Annotated in this window: 15 protein-coding genes and 1 riboswitch; of the genes, 10 read left to right on the top strand and 5 right to left on the bottom strand. The window is 35.6% G+C overall.

Annotation, left to right across the window (positions count from 1 at the left end; translation table 11 throughout):
• Nucleotides 1-202 precede the first annotated feature (202 nt).
• Entirely contained in the window at nucleotides 203-1,015 is an 813-nt protein-coding gene (locus SH601_RS07460) for an ATP-grasp domain-containing protein (RefSeq protein WP_319957649.1), read from the top strand.
• Nucleotides 1,016-1,102: 87 nt separating this feature from the next.
• Here the strand turns inward: SH601_RS07460 and SH601_RS07455 are convergent, their stop codons facing one another.
• Nucleotides 1,103-2,404, bottom strand: a complete 1,302-nt coding sequence (locus tag SH601_RS07455; protein WP_319957648.1) for a nucleobase:cation symporter-2 family protein — start codon at nucleotides 2,402-2,404, stop codon at nucleotides 1,103-1,105.
• Nucleotides 2,401-2,991, bottom strand: a complete 591-nt coding sequence (locus tag SH601_RS07450) for a xanthine phosphoribosyltransferase (protein ID WP_319957647.1) — start codon at nucleotides 2,989-2,991, stop codon at nucleotides 2,401-2,403. Before SH601_RS07450 ends, SH601_RS07455 begins: the two co-directional genes overlap by 4 nt.
• 110 nt (nucleotides 2,992-3,101) lie before the next feature.
• Nucleotides 3,102-3,203, bottom strand: a riboswitch (purine riboswitch).
• A gap of 1,113 nt (nucleotides 3,204-4,316) precedes the next feature.
• On the opposite strand from SH601_RS07450, the gene SH601_RS07445 reads away from it, so the two are divergent.
• Together SH601_RS07445 and SH601_RS07440 are read left to right on the top strand one after the other, a co-directional pair.
• Nucleotides 4,317-6,059, top strand: coding sequence for an ABC transporter ATP-binding protein (locus tag SH601_RS07445; protein ID WP_319957646.1), 1,743 nt, complete (start codon nucleotides 4,317-4,319; stop codon nucleotides 6,057-6,059).
• A complete protein-coding gene (locus SH601_RS07440) occupies nucleotides 6,059-8,095 on the top strand; it encodes an ABC transporter ATP-binding protein (RefSeq protein ID WP_319957645.1) in 2,037 nt (678 codons plus the stop codon). Before SH601_RS07445 ends, SH601_RS07440 begins: the two co-directional genes overlap by 1 nt.
• Nucleotides 8,096-8,183: 88 nt before the next feature.
• Here SH601_RS07440 and SH601_RS07435 read toward each other — a convergent pair whose 3' ends face one another.
• Together SH601_RS07435 and SH601_RS07430 are read right to left on the bottom strand one after the other, a co-directional pair.
• Nucleotides 8,184-9,641: an aldehyde dehydrogenase family protein gene (locus SH601_RS07435; RefSeq protein ID WP_319957644.1), complete on the bottom strand. Its 1,458-nt coding sequence runs from the start codon at nucleotides 9,639-9,641 to the stop codon at nucleotides 8,184-8,186.
• A 12-nt stretch (nucleotides 9,642-9,653) separates the two neighbouring features.
• Nucleotides 9,654-10,511, bottom strand: a complete 858-nt coding sequence (locus SH601_RS07430) for a methyl-accepting chemotaxis protein (RefSeq protein ID WP_319957643.1) — start codon at nucleotides 10,509-10,511, stop codon at nucleotides 9,654-9,656.
• Nucleotides 10,512-10,737: 226 nt separating this feature from the next.
• Here SH601_RS07430 and SH601_RS07425 point away from each other — a divergent pair, with 226 nt between their 5' ends.
• The 4 genes from SH601_RS07425 to SH601_RS07410 all read left to right on the top strand — a co-directional run bounded on the left by SH601_RS07425 (nucleotide 10,738) and on the right by SH601_RS07410 (nucleotide 13,921).
• Entirely contained in the window at nucleotides 10,738-11,427 is a 690-nt protein-coding gene (locus tag SH601_RS07425) for an NAD(P)H-dependent oxidoreductase (RefSeq protein WP_319957642.1), read from the top strand.
• An 11-nt stretch (nucleotides 11,428-11,438) separates the two neighbouring features.
• On the top strand, nucleotides 11,439-11,621 hold the full coding sequence (locus SH601_RS07420) for a hypothetical protein (RefSeq protein ID WP_319957641.1): 183 nt from the start codon (nucleotides 11,439-11,441) through the stop codon (nucleotides 11,619-11,621).
• Nucleotides 11,622-12,283: 662 nt separating this feature from the next.
• Nucleotides 12,284-13,321 carry an LCP family protein gene (locus SH601_RS07415; RefSeq protein ID WP_319957640.1) on the top strand — a complete coding sequence of 346 codons (1,038 nt, stop codon included), beginning with the start codon at nucleotides 12,284-12,286 and terminating at the stop codon, nucleotides 13,319-13,321.
• 162 nt (nucleotides 13,322-13,483) lie between these two features.
• Nucleotides 13,484-13,921, top strand: coding sequence for a CotY/CotZ family spore coat protein (locus SH601_RS07410; RefSeq protein ID WP_319957639.1), 438 nt, complete (start codon nucleotides 13,484-13,486; stop codon nucleotides 13,919-13,921).
• 47 nt (nucleotides 13,922-13,968) lie between these two features.
• Here the strand turns inward: SH601_RS07410 and SH601_RS07405 are convergent, their stop codons facing one another.
• Nucleotides 13,969-14,610, bottom strand: a complete 642-nt coding sequence (locus tag SH601_RS07405; protein WP_319957638.1) for a DUF3298 and DUF4163 domain-containing protein — start codon at nucleotides 14,608-14,610, stop codon at nucleotides 13,969-13,971.
• 116 nt (nucleotides 14,611-14,726) lie between these two features.
• Between SH601_RS07405 and SH601_RS07400 the strand changes: the two genes are divergently transcribed.
• From SH601_RS07400 to SH601_RS07390, 3 genes are all read left to right on the top strand, one after another.
• Complete coding sequence (locus tag SH601_RS07400) at nucleotides 14,727-15,443, top strand: alpha/beta hydrolase (RefSeq protein ID WP_319957637.1); 717 nt, start codon at nucleotides 14,727-14,729, stop codon at nucleotides 15,441-15,443.
• 12 nt (nucleotides 15,444-15,455) lie between these two features.
• Nucleotides 15,456-15,878 carry a GNAT family N-acetyltransferase gene (locus SH601_RS07395; protein ID WP_319957636.1) on the top strand — a complete coding sequence of 141 codons (423 nt, stop codon included), beginning with the start codon at nucleotides 15,456-15,458 and terminating at the stop codon, nucleotides 15,876-15,878.
• A gap of 169 nt (nucleotides 15,879-16,047) precedes the next feature.
• Nucleotides 16,048-16,722, top strand: coding sequence for a DUF421 domain-containing protein (locus SH601_RS07390; RefSeq protein WP_319957635.1), 675 nt, complete (start codon nucleotides 16,048-16,050; stop codon nucleotides 16,720-16,722).
• The last annotated feature ends 32 nt before the right edge of the window (nucleotides 16,723-16,754 follow it).

The following is a 16,754-nucleotide window of genomic DNA, read 5'->3' as shown; positions in this document are numbered from 1 at the left end:
CATATTGAGTTGTTCTTTATCATAAAATCTTCGTTATAAAAACGCAAGTGTTTTTTCAAAATATTCACCGTTTTCACAATGAGCTGATTTCGTCTTTATTAATCCTCAAAAATATCTATCTTCTTATCCACGAAAAATTATTCCAATAATATCATCTCCATGCTAATATAATAGAGACAATAAAATATGGAGAAAATAGAATATGAGAATAGTAACTTTTAATGCATTTCGAACAATTGGAATTCCTGGCGTTCGCTATATTAAGCCAGAGCATATGTTTAATGAAATAAATGTTATAAAAAAAGCAGATATTGTGCTGTTTCCAGAAACATGGCAAGTCCCAACACTTGTCCACGGATTAAAAAAACAAATATTTCCTAGCATCGAAACTATGCAAATCGGTGCTAATAAAATTGAAATGACTCGTGTGTTACAAGCAATCGCAAACGAGTATATTCCATATACAGAAATACTAGCCAATACAGAAGGTAACATTACGAATGTTTTAGAAACATTCCCCTTGCCTTTCGTGGTAAAAGAAGCAAAGAATTCTATGGGGAAAGGCGTTTTTCTTATTGAAGACGAGCAAGCATTCGTGGAATACGCCAAAAATACTGACATATTATATGTACAGGAATACTTACCGAATGATGGTAGAGATTTACGCGTTTGTATAGTTGGTGATCAAGTTTATGATGCCTATTGGCGAATTGGACAGGATGGAGAATTTCTTCACAATGTTGCTCAAGGCGGGAAAGTAAGTCATCAATATATCCCTGAAGATGCAGTAACACTTATCTTAAAGCTCGCAAAACAATTAAATGTTAATCACGCTGGTTTTGATATCATTGTAAGTGAAGGAAAATATTATATTCTAGAATTTAACGTACTGTTTGGCAATCAAGGGCTAAACAATCAATCCCAATCAGTCGCACAAGCTATTCATGAATATATTAAGAAAAACTTTGTTCCACCACATCCAACTTCACCAGCTCCAGGCAAGATTATTTCTTAATAAAGCGAGAATTCTTTGCAATTTATCGGGCACTTTTTTGATTTGAAAAAGGTTGCACTCAACAATACGTTGAGGCAGCCCTTTTCCTTATGCTACTTTATCAGAACTTGCTAGCGCTTCTTGCTTATTCTTTCTAAAGTTAAAAATAATATTTAAAATAATAGCTGTTAAACTCCCGATTACAATACCACTCTCGGTTAATATTTGTAATCCAGATGGTACAGCTGCAAATATCTCTGGTACTACTGTCACACCTAAACCTAAACCAATGGAACATGCGACAACTAATAAATTTTCTTGTTTGGAAAAGTCGACATTACTTAACATCTTGATTCCATATGCAATTACCATTCCAAACATTGCTACTGTCGCACCACCTAATACCGCTTTAGGAATAACTAATGTTAATGCACCAATTTTCGGTACAAGCCCAAGCAAAATTAACATCACTCCAGCCGTATAAATCACATTTTTAGTACGTACACCAGACAATTGAATAAGCCCAACATTTTGCGAAAAGGTTGTATATGGGAATGAATTAAAAATACCACCTAAAATGATAGCGACACCTTCTGCACGATAACCTTTTTCTAAATCTTTATCTTCGAGTTTTTTATCACAAATATCTCCTAGGGCAAAATACACTCCAGTTGATTCTACTAAACTGACAATAGCTACTAATGTCATCGTCAAAATAGGTACTAAATGAAATTCAGGCGTACCAAAATGGAACGGTGTCGGCAAATGGAACCACGTACTCTCTGCTACAGGACTTAAATCTACCATTCCCATAAAATAAGCTACTCCTGTTCCAAGAAGAATACCTAATAAAATAGCAATTGCTTGAATGAATCCTTTGCCGAAACGGAAAATAAGCAAAATAATCATTAACGTACCAAAACCTAAAGCTAAATTCGTCATACTACCAAAATCAGCACTGCCATCTCCACCAGCTAAATCTTTCATCGCTACCGGAATAAGCGTAATACCAATTATTGTTACAACAGAACCAGTAACAACAGGTGGGAAAAACTTAATTAACTTACTAAAAAACTTCGCAATCAGTACTACAATAAGGCCAGATACAATAATCGCTCCATAGACGGAAGTAATTCCATAATGGTTACCAATTTCAATTATGGGCGCAACTGCCGTAAAACTACACCCTAATACAACAGGCAAACCAATACCTGTGAATTTATTCTTCCAAACTTGTAAGATACTGGCTACCCCACACATCAAAATATCGATAGCTATTAAATAAGTAAGCTGTGCGTTGGATAAGCCAATACCAGCACCAACAATTAAAGGAACAATAACAGCACCAGCATACATGGCTAAAACATGTTGAAAACCTAATGATGCCATTTTAGTTTTTGTAATTTTCATTGTGCATACTCCTGTTCTTCAACAAATTCCACTTTCCCTTGAGTTAATGATTTGATTCGAGCTAATGACTCTACTTGATAGCCTTTGTTACGCATCAAATCTCCACCATCTTGAAAAGCTTTTTCTATTACAATTCCTACACCAGAAACTGTTGCATTCGCTTGTTCTACAATATCGATTAATCCTAATGCTGCTTGTCCATTTGCAAGAAAATCATCAATGATCAATACATGTTCGCCTTCGGTTAAAAACTTTTCTGCAATCGAAATGTCGTTTGTCTCTTGTTTCGTAAAAGAATAAACAGAAGCCGTAATTAGCCCCTCTGTTAGTGTTAATGATTTCTTTTTGCGGGCAAATACTACTGGTACATCTAGCATCAAGCCTGCCATTACTGCAGGTGCGATTCCAGAAGATTCTATCGTAACGATTTTCGTAATTTTTTTATGACGAAATCGTCTCACAAACTCCTTACCAATTTCTTGCATTAATTGTGGATCTATTTGATGATTCAAAAAGTTGTCCACCTTCAACACTGTTTCTGACAATGCCAATCCTTCATCCAAAATCTTTTGTTTTAAACTTTCCATAGCTGTCACCTCTTCTGAAATAAAAAAATACCCAAAGATTTTTACTCACCTAATGAGATGAGCAATGATCTTTGGGTATTGTTCGTTATTGGAATATATAACTATTCCCATAACATACATTGCCCACTCATAGTCAGATTATTTACGGTAATCTGGTAGAGACTCGTGGGCCTTATTCCCACTATTATATGAGTGAATCTTATTCAAAATATATTGTCTTATTGTAACATGTTATGTCATGTTTGCAAGAACTTTTTTGCGTTCAATGACGAATTATAACTATTTAATTTTTCTGAATATTCGTTTTTAAGCGGATATGTCCCGTAAAAGCGTCGAGCAAGTAAGCTCCGTCATAATAAGGGATAACTTAACAGGAAGTTAACACTCATTTCTCCCTCACCTAGCTTCTTTGTTACTACTCAAACCTGTAACGGGATGATAGCTTTTCCGCAGCGATAAACAAAAAATCTGTTCCATAAAAACATAAAATGACAGGTTTTCCAGTCGATTTATTTTTATAATAAAAACGGAGGACTTGGCAATGGTCGAACCCTTGCAAAAGGCAATAGAGTTTATGGAAGGAAATTAGCAGGATAATATTACTATTAATAATATCGCAAAATAAGCTCATCTTTCACCGAATCATATCAAGAACCCGATTCAAAATAGCAGGGATTACAAAGAAATTCCATACACTGCAGAAGGAATATTAGATCAGCTCCATACTGTGGTTAATGGCGAAATAAAAGGGTTATTAAGAATCACAACAAAGTACGACAATGTTAATCAAAAAATAGAATACTGTAAGTGAGACTTATTAGGAAGTTAGCGTTCATTTACACCGTGATTGCCTCCTAACAACCAGTTAAATTTTTCTTGTAAATGGAAAAATTTCATAAATTATATTGACGTCATAATTTTTTGAATATATACTTTATTAAGTATTGAAAAAATCACAGGAAAAGGAGGTGCGGCATAATGATTCGCAACTATCAAACTAATAACCTACAACTCAATATTAACTACGCCGTGACTTCCTTTTCATCAACATAATTTGCGAGCAATATTTTCCTACATTTTGCCAATGAAAGAATCACGGACACGTTCGTGATTCTTTTTCTTATTATTGCCTTGGATACGTGTATCCTTTTCGTGCATACGTCATGAACGTATGCACTTTTTTGTGTTTTTTTCAATACAAATATTTGTAATAAAGGTGGAAAAAGGATGGATATCAACTTATTACTTCATAAAACAATAAGGTTAGATAGCGGTTAGCACCTCTTATAGTTTGTATGTGTTACCTACAGAAGGGAGAGAAATAAATGTTTGCTGTATTTAACAAATTGTCTTGGTTTTTTAAAGAACATTGGGGACGGTATACACTTGCTATTATTGCATTATTGATTGTTAACTTTATTGATCTTGTACCACCTAAACTAGTCGGAATCACTATTGATGCTATTCAGTATAATCAATTAACTACAGCTAGATTAATGGAGCTTATCTTGATATTCATTGCTTTAATTATCATTAGTTATGCAGTTATGTTCCTCTGGGACTACAAACTGTTCGGTGGCGCCTTATTATTAGAAAAACAAATGCGATCGAAATTAATGCGACATTTTCTCAAAATGAGTCCGAAATTTTATAGCAAAAATCGTACTGGTGACTTAATGGCACGATCTACTAATGATTTAAAAGCAATCATGATGACCGCTGGATTCGGAATTCTTACTCTAGTTGATTCAACTGTCTTAATGACAATGATAGTACTAATGATGGGCTTTACAATTAGCTGGCAGTTGACGATCGCTGCTCTGTTACCGATGCCAATTATGGCCTTCATCGTTCAAAAATATGGAAATATTATTCACCAACGATTTATGGCAGCACAGTCTGCTTTCAGTAATTTGAATAATTATACATTAGAATCTGTACGAGGCGTCCGCGTAACACGTGCATTTGTTCAAGAAAAGCAAGATTTAGGACGTTTTAACGATATGACAGAGACCGTTTTTCAAAAGAATAAATCAGTAGCGAAGATGGAAGCCTTCTTTGAACCAACAATAAATGTATTAGTCGGTATCTCCTATACAATAGGTCTTGGCTACGGTGCATTTATGGTATTTGAAAATAAAATTTCACTAGGTGATCTTGTCACATTTAATGTTTATTTAGGCATGTTAATTTGGCCAATGTTTGCAATCGGCGAATTAATTAATGTCATGCAGCGTGGTAATGCATCGATTGATCGGGTTGATCAAGTCCTAGCCCAACAACCAGATGTACAAGATCCAGCAAAACCAGCATCCGCGAAAATCCCTGAAGTAATCGATTTTCAATATGTCACATTTAGCTATCCAGGGACAAGCGAAAAACAATTAAATGACATCAACTTAACAATTAAACGCGGAGAAACAATTGGGATTGTTGGAAAAACAGGATCTGGGAAAACGACTTTTTTCAAACAATTATTAAGAGAATATTTACCACCAGAAGGAAAGCTTACAATCAATCAGATCCCGATTGCTCAATTCTCACTAGATACAACGAGAAGTTGGATTGGGTATGTACCACAAGAACATGTATTATTTTCAAAAACAGTAAAGCAAAATCTGTTATTTGGATGTGGAGAAAAATCGATTGATGATATTCATGACGTATTGGAATCTGCTTCATTAAGAGCAGATATCGAGGCATTACCTGAAGGCTTAGATACACTCGTAGGCGAAAGTGGTGTAACACTATCAGGCGGCCAAAAACAGCGTGTATCTTTGGCAAGGGCATTATTAATGAATCCGGAAATGCTTATATTAGATGATTCTTTATCTGCAGTGGACGGGAAAACGGAAGCAAATATCATTAATCACTTACGAAAAGAACGACACGGAAAAACAACATTCATTGCTGCTCATCGACTATCAGCAGTAAAACATGCTGACCAAATCATTGTTTTAGAAGCTGGGAAAATCACCGAGCATGGTACACATGAAGAGTTGATGCAGCAAAACGGCTGGTATCAACAACAATATATGATTCAACAAATGGAAAATGAGGTGAAATAATGAAACCCTCTACAGAAAAAAGACTTTTTCAATATGCTTTAACAAATAAGAAATATATTTTGATCGGTTTAATCTGTTTAATTATTGCTGTTGGTTTAGAGCTCACTGGTCCATTTATTGCCAAAAGAGTGATCGATAATCACATCGTAGGAATTCAAACAAATTGGACAGAAGTTGCCGAAAAGCAAGACAAGGACACTGTCGATTTAAATGGTACTTTGTTAAAACGGTCTGATCGTCTGACAGAAAATGACCAAATAATTGGCCAGCATACGCTTCTACAAGCAGAACGTCAGTATTATTTTGTTCATGATCAAGTACCACCTAGTAGTACTGTAGAAGATGTAACGAATGATCTGTTTACGATTCGTATTAATGGAACAACAGAACAAATAACGGGTGTTCAACTAAGTGCTGGAGAGCTATATACTTTTTTTCAACCAGAAATACATCCGATTATTTTATTACTTGGATTGTATTTAGGATTGATTGTAATCGCTACTGTTTTCCAATACTTGAAAACTTATTTATTACAAGTGTCAGCTAACAAAGTCATTCAACGCATGCGGAATGATGTATTCGAACATATCGAAGAGCTACCAATGAATTACTTTGTCAAACGTCCAGCAGGTAAAATCGTTGCAAGAGTGACAAACGATACAGAAGCAATTAAAGAATTGTATGTAAAAGTACTCGAAACATTCGTCAATGGGTTCATCTATATGATAGGTATTTTCATTGCACTCTTTTTACTCAATGCAACACTAGCAACTATTTGTCTAGTAATTATTCCTATTTTATTTATTTGGATGAAGCTATTCAAAAAATATGCTGGTAACTATAATCGCATTATTCGCTCGACCAATAGCGAAATTAATGCATCGATCAATGAATCGATCCAAGGGATGCCTGTAATTCAAGCATTTCGTCGCACAAAAGAAACGCAAGAAGAATTTGAACAATTAAACACACGTCACTTTATTTATCAAAAGAAAATGATCGTTCTATCTGCATTAACTTCCTTCAACCTTGTTAATGTATTACGAGGAGTAGCTTTCGTTGCGTTCATTTGGTACTTTGGTAGTCATTCTTTATCAGGCGAAACGATTATCACTGCTGGAGTGCTCTATGCATTCGTTGATTACCTTACACGTTTGTTTGAACCGATGACCCAGATTGTTAACCAGCTGCCACAATTAGAACAAGCACGAGTTGCAGGTGCACGAGTCTTTGAATTATTAGATGAAAAGGGAGAAAAAGTGGAACAAACAGAAAACCAAGAGGTAAATGGGGATGTACAGTTTGAAAATGTAAGCTTTGCCTATGAGAATGACAATTACATTCTTAAAAATATTCATTTCCAAGTGAAGCCTGGTCAAACAGCTGCCTTTGTCGGACACACTGGTTCTGGCAAAAGTTCGATTATGAATTTATTATTCCGATTCTACGATCCACAAAAGGGGAAAATTACGATCGATGGAGTCGATACATCCACGCTGACACGTCAACAAATCCGTCAGCCGATCGGTATCGTACTACAGGATCCGTTTATTTTTACTGGAACGGTAATATCCAATATTACATTGAATGATCCAGCTATTTCTCGAGAAAAAGCAATCGCTGCACTCAAAGCTGTTGGTGCTAACCAATTTATCGAAAAGCTACCAAATCAATACGATGAACCAGTTGGTGAAAATGGGAACGAATTTTCAACAGGACAACGGCAATTATTGTCATTTGCTAGAGCATTAGCTTTCGATCCAGCTATTTTAATATTGGATGAAGCAACTGCTAATATTGACACAGAAACAGAAGGAATGATTCAAGAAGCAATGAAGGTTCTTGCCAAAGGACGTACGATGCTTATTATCGCCCACCGGTTATCAACGATTCAACATGCCGATCAGATCATTGTCCTCCAGCGTGGAGAAATTATTGAACAAGGAACACACGAAGAACTATTACAACAAGACGGGAATTATCAACAAATGTACAAAATGCAACAAGGTACAGCTAAACATATTACCGCTATATAATGCAAAAGCCCCGTTTGCAAACGGGGCTTTCGCTTATTATCACGTAATCAATCCTATTCACTTCAAGATTTTAAATAGAAATCTTACATCAAGAATATGGATATTGTTTACGATTATGTTGGATAGAAATCCATTTTGTCGTTGTAAAAGCGTCGATGCTCCATTCTCCATTTAATCGGCCAACACCTGAGTTTTTCATGCCACCAAATGCAACATTGGGCTCATCATTAATCGTTCCATCATTTATATGAATCATACCTGTTTCCATTTGTTTGGCGAGCTGAGTACCTCTTTCAATATCCTGAGTATGTACTGCACCACTTAAACCATAAGAACTATCGTTCACAATTTCCATGATTTCTTGGTCATCTTTTGCTTTCATAATGCTTACAACAGGAGCAAAAATTTCTTCCTTAGCCACAGTCATTTCGCTTGTTACATGACCAAAAACAACAGGTTCCACTACATTGCCACGGATTTTCCCTTTGACTAATGGTTCTGCTCCTTCTGCTATACCTGCTTCAATCAATTTGGCAGTAGTTTGCACTTGTTTTTCGTTAATAAGCGGACCAATAATCGTTGCATCATCACTAGGATCACCACTTGTTAATCCTGAAACAGTCTCTACATACCTCTCAACAAATGCATCATAGATAGCTTCATGAACAATTAGTCTGTTAGCAGACATACAAATTTGACCTTGATGTGTAAAACGACTAAATACGGCTGCACTAACCGCTAAATCAAGATCCGCATCCTCTAAAACAATTAATCCGCTATTTCCACCTAACTCTAAATGCACTTCTTTTAGGTTACGACCTGCTACACTACCGATATGACGTCCTACTTGTGTCGAACCAGTAAAGGAAATAGATTTTGGAGTAGGGTGCTCTACAAACGCATCACCTATTTCTGAAATTTCCGTTGTAACAACATTCAATACACCTTCTGGTAGCCCTGCTTCTTCAAAGATTTTCGCAATCATTGTTCCACCAGCAATTACTGTATGTTCATGCGGCTTTAGTACAACGCCATTACCTGTTGCGATAGCAGGTGCTACAGACTTCATAGATAAAAAGAATGGGAAGTTAAATGGGCTGATAACACCGACAACACCTATAGGAACACGGTATACTCTATTTTCTTTCCCTTCTGTAACAGACGGTAATATTTTCCCATCCATACGAAGTGGAAATGTAGCAGATTCCTTCAACATATTTTTCACAAGACCAATCTCAAACTCTGCTTTTAGACGCGTACCACCAATTTCTTTTGTAATAACTTCGACAATCGCTTCATGATTTTTTTCGATAACATTTACTACTTTATCAAAAATGTCACGCTTTGCAACTGGATTTACGTGTTCCCAACTTTTTTGAGCTTTTTTAGCTGCTTGATATGCCGCGTCAACATCCATAACATTTGCTGCCTGATAACTTGCTAGAAGCTCCCCATTATAAGGATTTGTATTTTCCATTTTAAGCGTACTATTTCCTTCACGCCAGCTGCCATCAATATATTGACTATGTAAATGTAATAAATCCATCTGTCCTACCTCCTAATTCTCTTTTAATGCAACATTCTTTTGAGCAAGGCTTGCTAACACTTGTACATTTGAGTTAACCTCTTCCATCGTGGCAGTTAATTCCTCAATAGAAGCCGCTTGCGAATCAGACTGTTCATTCACATTTTGGATGCGTTGATTAAGAGTACTAATAGCATCTTTAATTTCTTTCGTTATGCTTTGGATTTCATTCACTTGTTCTTTTGAATTGTTGGCCATTTTTCTAATTTCATCGGCTACCACAGCAAAGCCTTTCCCATGTTCTCCGGCGCGAGCTGATTCAATTGCTGCATTAAGTCCCAATAAATTACTCTGCTCTGCTATTTCTTTTACCACATTAGACATTTTCTCAATCGTCTCTGCGCTACTACTTACCGTACCAGCCTCTTCTGAAACTTGATGAATATCGGTAGAAAGTGTATTAATCGCATTTGCCATATCTTCTACTGTATGTGTCACTTCATCCATCACTAAAGATAGGTTACCGGATGTTTCATTTAACTGTTGTGCATCGGCAATGCTTTGACCGATTCCAACCCCACCAATGACATTCCCTGCTTCATCATGTAGAGGAATCGCTCTGGCAATAAGGTGAACACCAAATAATTCTAGTGGCACTGTTGCGGCTTGATTTTTATTTTCTCTAATCGCTTGCGTTACAATATCACCTTCAACCAAAGGGTCTCCCGGTTGTACATTTAAAGAGAAATTTTGTGCAGGATAATTAATAATTAATTTCTCTTTATCATAAATACCGATCGTAATATCATCATTAATAAGGGTTTGTATGAATGGACTAACTTTCACAAAAGCTTGTATAATAGGATGGTACTCTTCTACATTAATTGTCATTTGAATCCTCCTCCTTCCTTATTATCGGTAAAACTTCCGATTCGTTAAGTACGCTTTTCGTCTATAAAAGGAATTGGGATGATTACAATATACGAACGTTTATCACGGTGCATGAGTCCCTAAAACTCCCACTGATTGAAGTCTCACTTTATAAATGACAAGCTGTGAATACTTAGGAGCGACTAATTTTAAATTTTTTTATTATATTTGTCTAAAGGAGAAAATAATGCAGACACTTTTGATTGTATCTCACCCAGATATTATTGATTCAGGTAGTCAACAATATTTTTTAAACGCTATTAAAAATGAAGAAAACATCACGATTCATCATTTGGAAGAACAATACCCAGATGAAAAAATCGACATTGCCAAAGAACAACAATTATTAAGTAAACATGACCGAATTATCTTCCAGTTCCCATTTTACTGGTATAGCGCTACTCCTCTTTTAAAAAAATGGCAGGATGAAGTCTTAGGAGAAGGGTTCGGCTATGGTACAAGAAAAAAACCACTAGATGGGAAAGAATTTGGTTTAGTGATGATGATTGGTGTTGCCGAAAGAGAATATCAAGCAGGTGGCGAAGAGCTTTTTACTATTAGTGAGTTAACGAAACCTTTTCAAGCAATGGCTAATAAACTAGGAATGACCTATCTGCGACCACTGTCTATTTTCCAATTCTTTTATTTAGAGGAGGAACAGAAGATGGATTACTTAATTCAATATTGGCAAATGTTGATGATGGATAAAGAGAAAAGTTTAGCTAATCGTGAAAAATGGTTAATCGATCAACTTGAAAAGACACAAAATACATCTGCTGCTCCAAATACATTGCGCTTTGCTATTGATCAAATTCAAACAAATCGAGATAAAATGGATGAATTAAAAATGGTTTTAGATGATATGTTTCTCGACTAGGAGGGGTTATAATGAATGAGAATGAATGGATCTTAGAACAGTTAAATCAGGCTTTACAAACAACAGATGATTATTATGAACGAACGTTGATTAAAGCCTGCCAAGATATGTTAACCGAACAAGCCAAACGGATTGACCAAATGGAAGGCGAAATGGAAGGAACGATATGGAGTCCTAAACGCTGGAGTGAATAAAAATGTGGAAAGACTATACTTAAGAGCAATTAGATAGGAAAAATCCGAACATAAAGGCACGATTATACATATCGCTTCAGTCAAACGTGTCACACAGTAAACCTTTGTTTCGTGCTGTTCCAGCAGGAATCTGTAAGTTTTGCCTACGCTTAACTTATAATTGTTCGGATTCTTCTCCTATTTAATTATGACCCAGTATTTTTACAAGGGATTCCCTCGTGAAGGAGATTTACCTTTTCCTCTTTTTTGTTCATTTGGAATATTCTTTTCAGGATTAGTAGGAGCATAGTTAGGTTTTTCCTTCTTTCGTTGTTTTGCCATTGCTATCCCTCCTTTTCTGCATTATACTTATTATGATCCATATCACACCTTCGAATTCTACAATCTTCGTATTTTCCACTAGAAAAATGTCCCATCCCGAAACCCCAGCATGTATTATTCACCAAGGATTCTTTAACAATAACAGGCACTCTGACATCAAAATGTAATAAAAAATATTGCCTAATTAGGTTGACTAGATGCGAAAATAGATGTAACTTGTTAATTGGTGTTTCATAAAAATAGTAAATCGACTATATTCGATAATATGAGACTTCCATACTAATTATAAGAAATGAAACTATTTCTAATAGAATACTAGACGTAAAAGTGAGGTAGTTACTTTGAGCGCAAAAAGAAGAAGTGATAGAAAAAAAACTAGCCGTTGGAAAAAAGGCCTACTGTGGACTTTGTTGTTGGTAATTGTTGCCGTTGTATCCTATAGTATTTATTTTATAGGAAACGTATATCAAGCAACTAACGAGGCATATGATGAAATCGATCGTCCTAATGGAAAATCTGAATTGAGAGAAACAGATGTCGCTATTACAAAGGATCCTATTTCGATTCTATTAATGGGGATAGAAGACTATGAAACTGACGGACAAAATGGTCGTGCGGATACACAAATTTTAGCAACATTAAATCCACATACAAACAAAATGACAATGACAACTATACCGCGTGATACGATAACAGAGTTTACGGAAGAAGAAGCAGGTCAATATGCAGGTACGCACAAATTAAATGCTGCATATACGTACGGTTCAATTACAGATTATGGCGAAGTGAAGCTTCAAGTAGAAAAGGTGGAAGATTTACTCGGTATTCCTATTGATGAATATGTAGCAGTTAATTTCGATGGTTTCCGTGATATTGTCGATGCACTTGGTGGTGTTTCTATTGATATCAAAGAACCCTTCTGGGAAAAGAACTTCTATGTTCCCGGTGAGAAAGTACACTTTGAGCAAGGTGTAAGTAAATTGAACGGTGAAGAGGCTCTAGCCTTCGTTCGTATGAGAAAACAAGCTGCTAATGCAAACTATTCTCGTGAAGAACGTCAACGCCAATTTATTGAATCGACAATTGATCAAGCTATTTCAACCAATACATTATTCAAAGTTGGAGAGATCTCTAACATTTTAGGGCAAAACGTTTCAACTAGTTTTAGTCCAAGCGAAATATTCCATATGCAACAAACGTATTCTTCCATCGACACGTCAAATATTGAAACATTTGAAGTCGGTGGGCAAGACGAAGTAATTAATGGTATTTGGTATTTCAACCCTGATCCAAACAGTATTGACGAATTAGCAAATCAATTACGCCAAGAATTAGAACTACCTTTAGAAGATAATACAACTTCTACAGTTGAATATTAATATTATCAAAACACCTTGATGTATCGTTCCTTTTATACATCAAGGTGTTTTTTGTGTTAATACACCAAGCTACTTATCTATACAACTTATCATACCTCACATACATTGTATTGTTAACATTTCACGTTAATAATATAAAGTCTCAAGAGGAGTGAATAATGTATGTGTTCAAAACATTCATGTGTAGAAGAAGTGGTTAAATCAATATTAGACGCTCAAGATGACGCACTAGATAATCAGTGTGATATTAGCTGTCATCGCTCTATTCAAGATTTAGTATCTCCTACTACTGGAAACGGTTATGATACAGTTCCGTTTATTTTATTCGATAAGAAAGGTAATCCTTTCAAAGGTGTAGGTGTACAAGGGACAACGCAATTAAACTGTGTAGAAAGCTTTATTTTCCGTGTAACAAGCGTTAAAGATTCTTGTGTTACATTGGAATTATTAACTACTGAAAGTGATTCGGTATGTAAGAGTCCTTGTGAACAATTAGATGGCGAAAACGTACAAAATATCGAAAGAACTGGCATTTGTATCACAGTGGATCTAAGCTGTTTCTGCGCTATTTCTTGTTTACCAGCAATTTCTTTATTTTAATATGGTCACAACTAACCACAGTGATTTTGTCACTGTGGTTAGTCTCATTACTCATATAGTTCACTCGGCACTTCAATTTCTTGATTACCTGATACATATGGCGCTATTTCATATTGTTGAAAAACAAGTGTTATTCCTTCATCCGTAAAGTAAAAAGCAGTATCCTTTGTCAAATGAATATCTTCCTTCTTTAAATCTGGATAAAAAATATCTGGCCTCTCTGTAGCGTATTCCCATACATGGTCACGAACTACCTCGATTTGTTCTTTCTCCTTTAAAATATTCGTTAAATAGATTCGTTTACCATCCTTAACATTAAAATTAAAGGATTCAATGAACGTATTACCATGTGCTCCACCACTATATATATAATTACTTGTTAAAATACTCAAATATGGATTTTTATTGTACTTTAGCTGATAATCTGTCATATACTCCGCAGGGAAATCTAACTTTTCCCCTAATTGAACATTTTCTTCATATGCTAGATAAGCTTTTTCGATATACATTTCAAATGTTTGATTAATCTTATCTGCGACTTTCTCTTTCTCTATTTCCGAAACGTATGGATATTTCAATGCTTCGATATCCTTATAAATCTCATCTGTCACAAGTGCTGCTTGGTTATCAGCAAATACTGGAAATGCAATCATCATACATAAAATAAACAACACAATAGTCCTTTTCATATTTACACACTCCCTTTTTACACTTAGCTTTCCATAATCTCATACAATCATTCATCATTGCACAAGGTTTTACGGGTAATTGACAACGTGATAAACTAATCAAGGGGGGAATGTTAGTGGGACGAAACGGTAAAATGGAAGATACAATCATTCAAAGTAACTATTTAGGTGAACGCATCAAGGTAAAATGGTATTTACCAGAAGGATTTACACCATTCAAGGATTATCAACTATGTTTGATGAATGATGGTGATGATTATTTCAGAATGGGGCGAATTGCTACTTTAACCGACCAACTACATGATGAATTAGCAATAGAATCTACTATTTTCATTGGTATTCATTATCAAAGTAGACACGATCGCTGGAAAAAATATTACCCTGGTGGAGAACAGCATAATCAATATATTTCTTTCCTAATTAATGAAGCGATTCCACATGTAGAAAACCATTTACATATTACACCAGTTAAACGAATAACAATGGGTGATTCATTAGCAGGCACATTAGCTTTTATGTTGGCTACACAATATCCTCATACATTCGATACAGTGATTATGCAATCACCATTTGTTGATGAAACGGTTTTGCAACTAGCGCAACACGCAGAAAAATTCACCAATTTAGAAATTGCCCACTCCATAGGTAAAGAGGAAACAAACGTAGATATGACAAATGGACAATCTGGTGACTTTCTAACGCCAAATCGTACACTACATAATCAATTAACAGGAAATGTAAGAGTTTATCACTATCATGAATTTGATGGTAACCATACATGGAAATATTGGCAGCAAGAATTACCAGACTTATTAAAGAAAATGTTAGGGTAAGGGGAAATCATAATGGACTTACAACAAGTGAATAATGAACAAGAATTACAAGATGCTTATAAAGTACGCTTTGATGTATTTGTCGAAGAACAAGGCGTACCAAAAGAATTAGAAATTGATGAATTAGAAAATGAAGCAGTGCATTTTATCGGATACGAAAATGGTCAGCCCGTAGCAGCAAGTAGAATGCGCTTTGTTGATGGTTACGCTAAAATGGAACGAATCTGTATTGCCAAAAGCGAGCGTAAAAAAGGATATGGACGTGATATCCTGTTATTTATGGAGGAAGCCGCTAAAGAAAAAGGGATGCAAAAAGCTAAACTGAACGCTCAAACACATGCCGAAGCATTCTACCAATCGCTTGGTTACCAAACAGTCTCAGGTGAATTTATGGATGCGGGTATACCACATGTTACGATGACAAAAATATTTTAAACGAACAGACTTTGCTCACTGTTTTATAGACAAGAGCAAGGTCTGTTTTATTTATCACGATACAATCCCACCTTGATTGAAGTCTCACTTTATGTATGTTCTGCCGCTATTCGAGACATCCTATTCTTATTAGTAATACATAAATATTGATGAAGGTAGGTGGAATATCGTGCATTTCGGTTCGATTTTTGTTGAAACACTATTCGGTTTTTTTATGCTATTTATCGTGGCAAAAATTTTAGGAAAAACGCAAATCAAACAGCTTACTGCCTTTGATTTTATTTCTGCACTGATCCTTGGAGAATTAGTCGGTAATGCTCTTTACGACAATGAAGTCGGGGTTAGTGATATTGCATTTGCTGTTCTCTTGTGGGGTGGGTTACTTTACTTAACAGAACAAATCACACAGAAATTCAAAGGAACAAGAGCCCTCTTAGAAGGAAAACCCTCTATTGTTATTCATAAAGGGAAACTCCAATGGAAAGAAATGAAAAAAGCAAAACTAGACATCAATCAACTTTTACACTTATTACGTTCTAAAGATGCTTTTTCCATTAGAGAAGTTGATTATGCGATTCTTGAGACAGACGGAACCGTTTCTGTTATGAAAAAAACAAATTATCAAATGCCAAATCGACATGATTTTAATCTTGCACCCGAGAATGTCACACTACCATTTATGCTAATCAACGATGGAGAGATTATTTGGGATAGTCTTTATGAGATCGGTAAAGATGAAGAATGGCTAAAAGAGGAGTTGCAAAAACAAGAAATAAATAACTTTCAAGAGGTCTTTTACGCAGAATACGAAAAAGATAAAAATCTTTTTGTACAAGGCTATTAAAAGAAAGCAACCTGTTCATGAGATATATGATT

The sequence above is a fragment of the Gracilibacillus pellucidus genome (assembly GCF_033949965.1).
GTDB classification, from domain to species: Bacteria; Bacillota; Bacilli; order Bacillales; family Amphibacillaceae; genus Gracilibacillus; species Gracilibacillus pellucidus.
Note: the sequence above shows the minus strand (reverse complement) of the source record. Positions and strands in the feature narration are given on the sequence as shown.

Bases quoted from the DNA above. Each gene is read 5' to 3' on its own strand.
- SH601_RS07460 (WP_319957649.1), top strand. From the start codon at position 203: ATGAGAATAGTAACTTTTAATGCATTTCGAACAATTGGAATTCCTGGC.
- SH601_RS07455 (WP_319957648.1), bottom strand. From the start codon at position 2,404: ATGAAAATTACAAAAACTAAAATGGCATCATTAGGTTTTCAACATGTT.
- SH601_RS07450 (WP_319957647.1), bottom strand. From the start codon at position 2,991: ATGGAAAGTTTAAAACAAAAGATTTTGGATGAAGGATTGGCATTGTCA.
- SH601_RS07445 (WP_319957646.1), top strand. From the start codon at position 4,317: ATGTTTGCTGTATTTAACAAATTGTCTTGGTTTTTTAAAGAACATTGG.
- SH601_RS07440 (WP_319957645.1), top strand. From the start codon at position 6,059: ATGAAACCCTCTACAGAAAAAAGACTTTTTCAATATGCTTTAACAAAT.
- SH601_RS07435 (WP_319957644.1), bottom strand. From the start codon at position 9,641: ATGGATTTATTACATTTACATAGTCAATATATTGATGGCAGCTGGCGT.
- SH601_RS07430 (WP_319957643.1), bottom strand. From the start codon at position 10,511: ATGACAATTAATGTAGAAGAGTACCATCCTATTATACAAGCTTTTGTG.
- SH601_RS07425 (WP_319957642.1), top strand. From the start codon at position 10,738: ATGCAGACACTTTTGATTGTATCTCACCCAGATATTATTGATTCAGGT.
- SH601_RS07420 (WP_319957641.1), top strand. From the start codon at position 11,439: ATGAATGAGAATGAATGGATCTTAGAACAGTTAAATCAGGCTTTACAA.
- SH601_RS07410 (WP_319957639.1), top strand. From the start codon at position 13,484: ATGTGTTCAAAACATTCATGTGTAGAAGAAGTGGTTAAATCAATATTA.
- SH601_RS07405 (WP_319957638.1), bottom strand. From the start codon at position 14,610: ATGAAAAGGACTATTGTGTTGTTTATTTTATGTATGATGATTGCATTT.
- SH601_RS07395 (WP_319957636.1), top strand. From the start codon at position 15,456: ATGGACTTACAACAAGTGAATAATGAACAAGAATTACAAGATGCTTAT.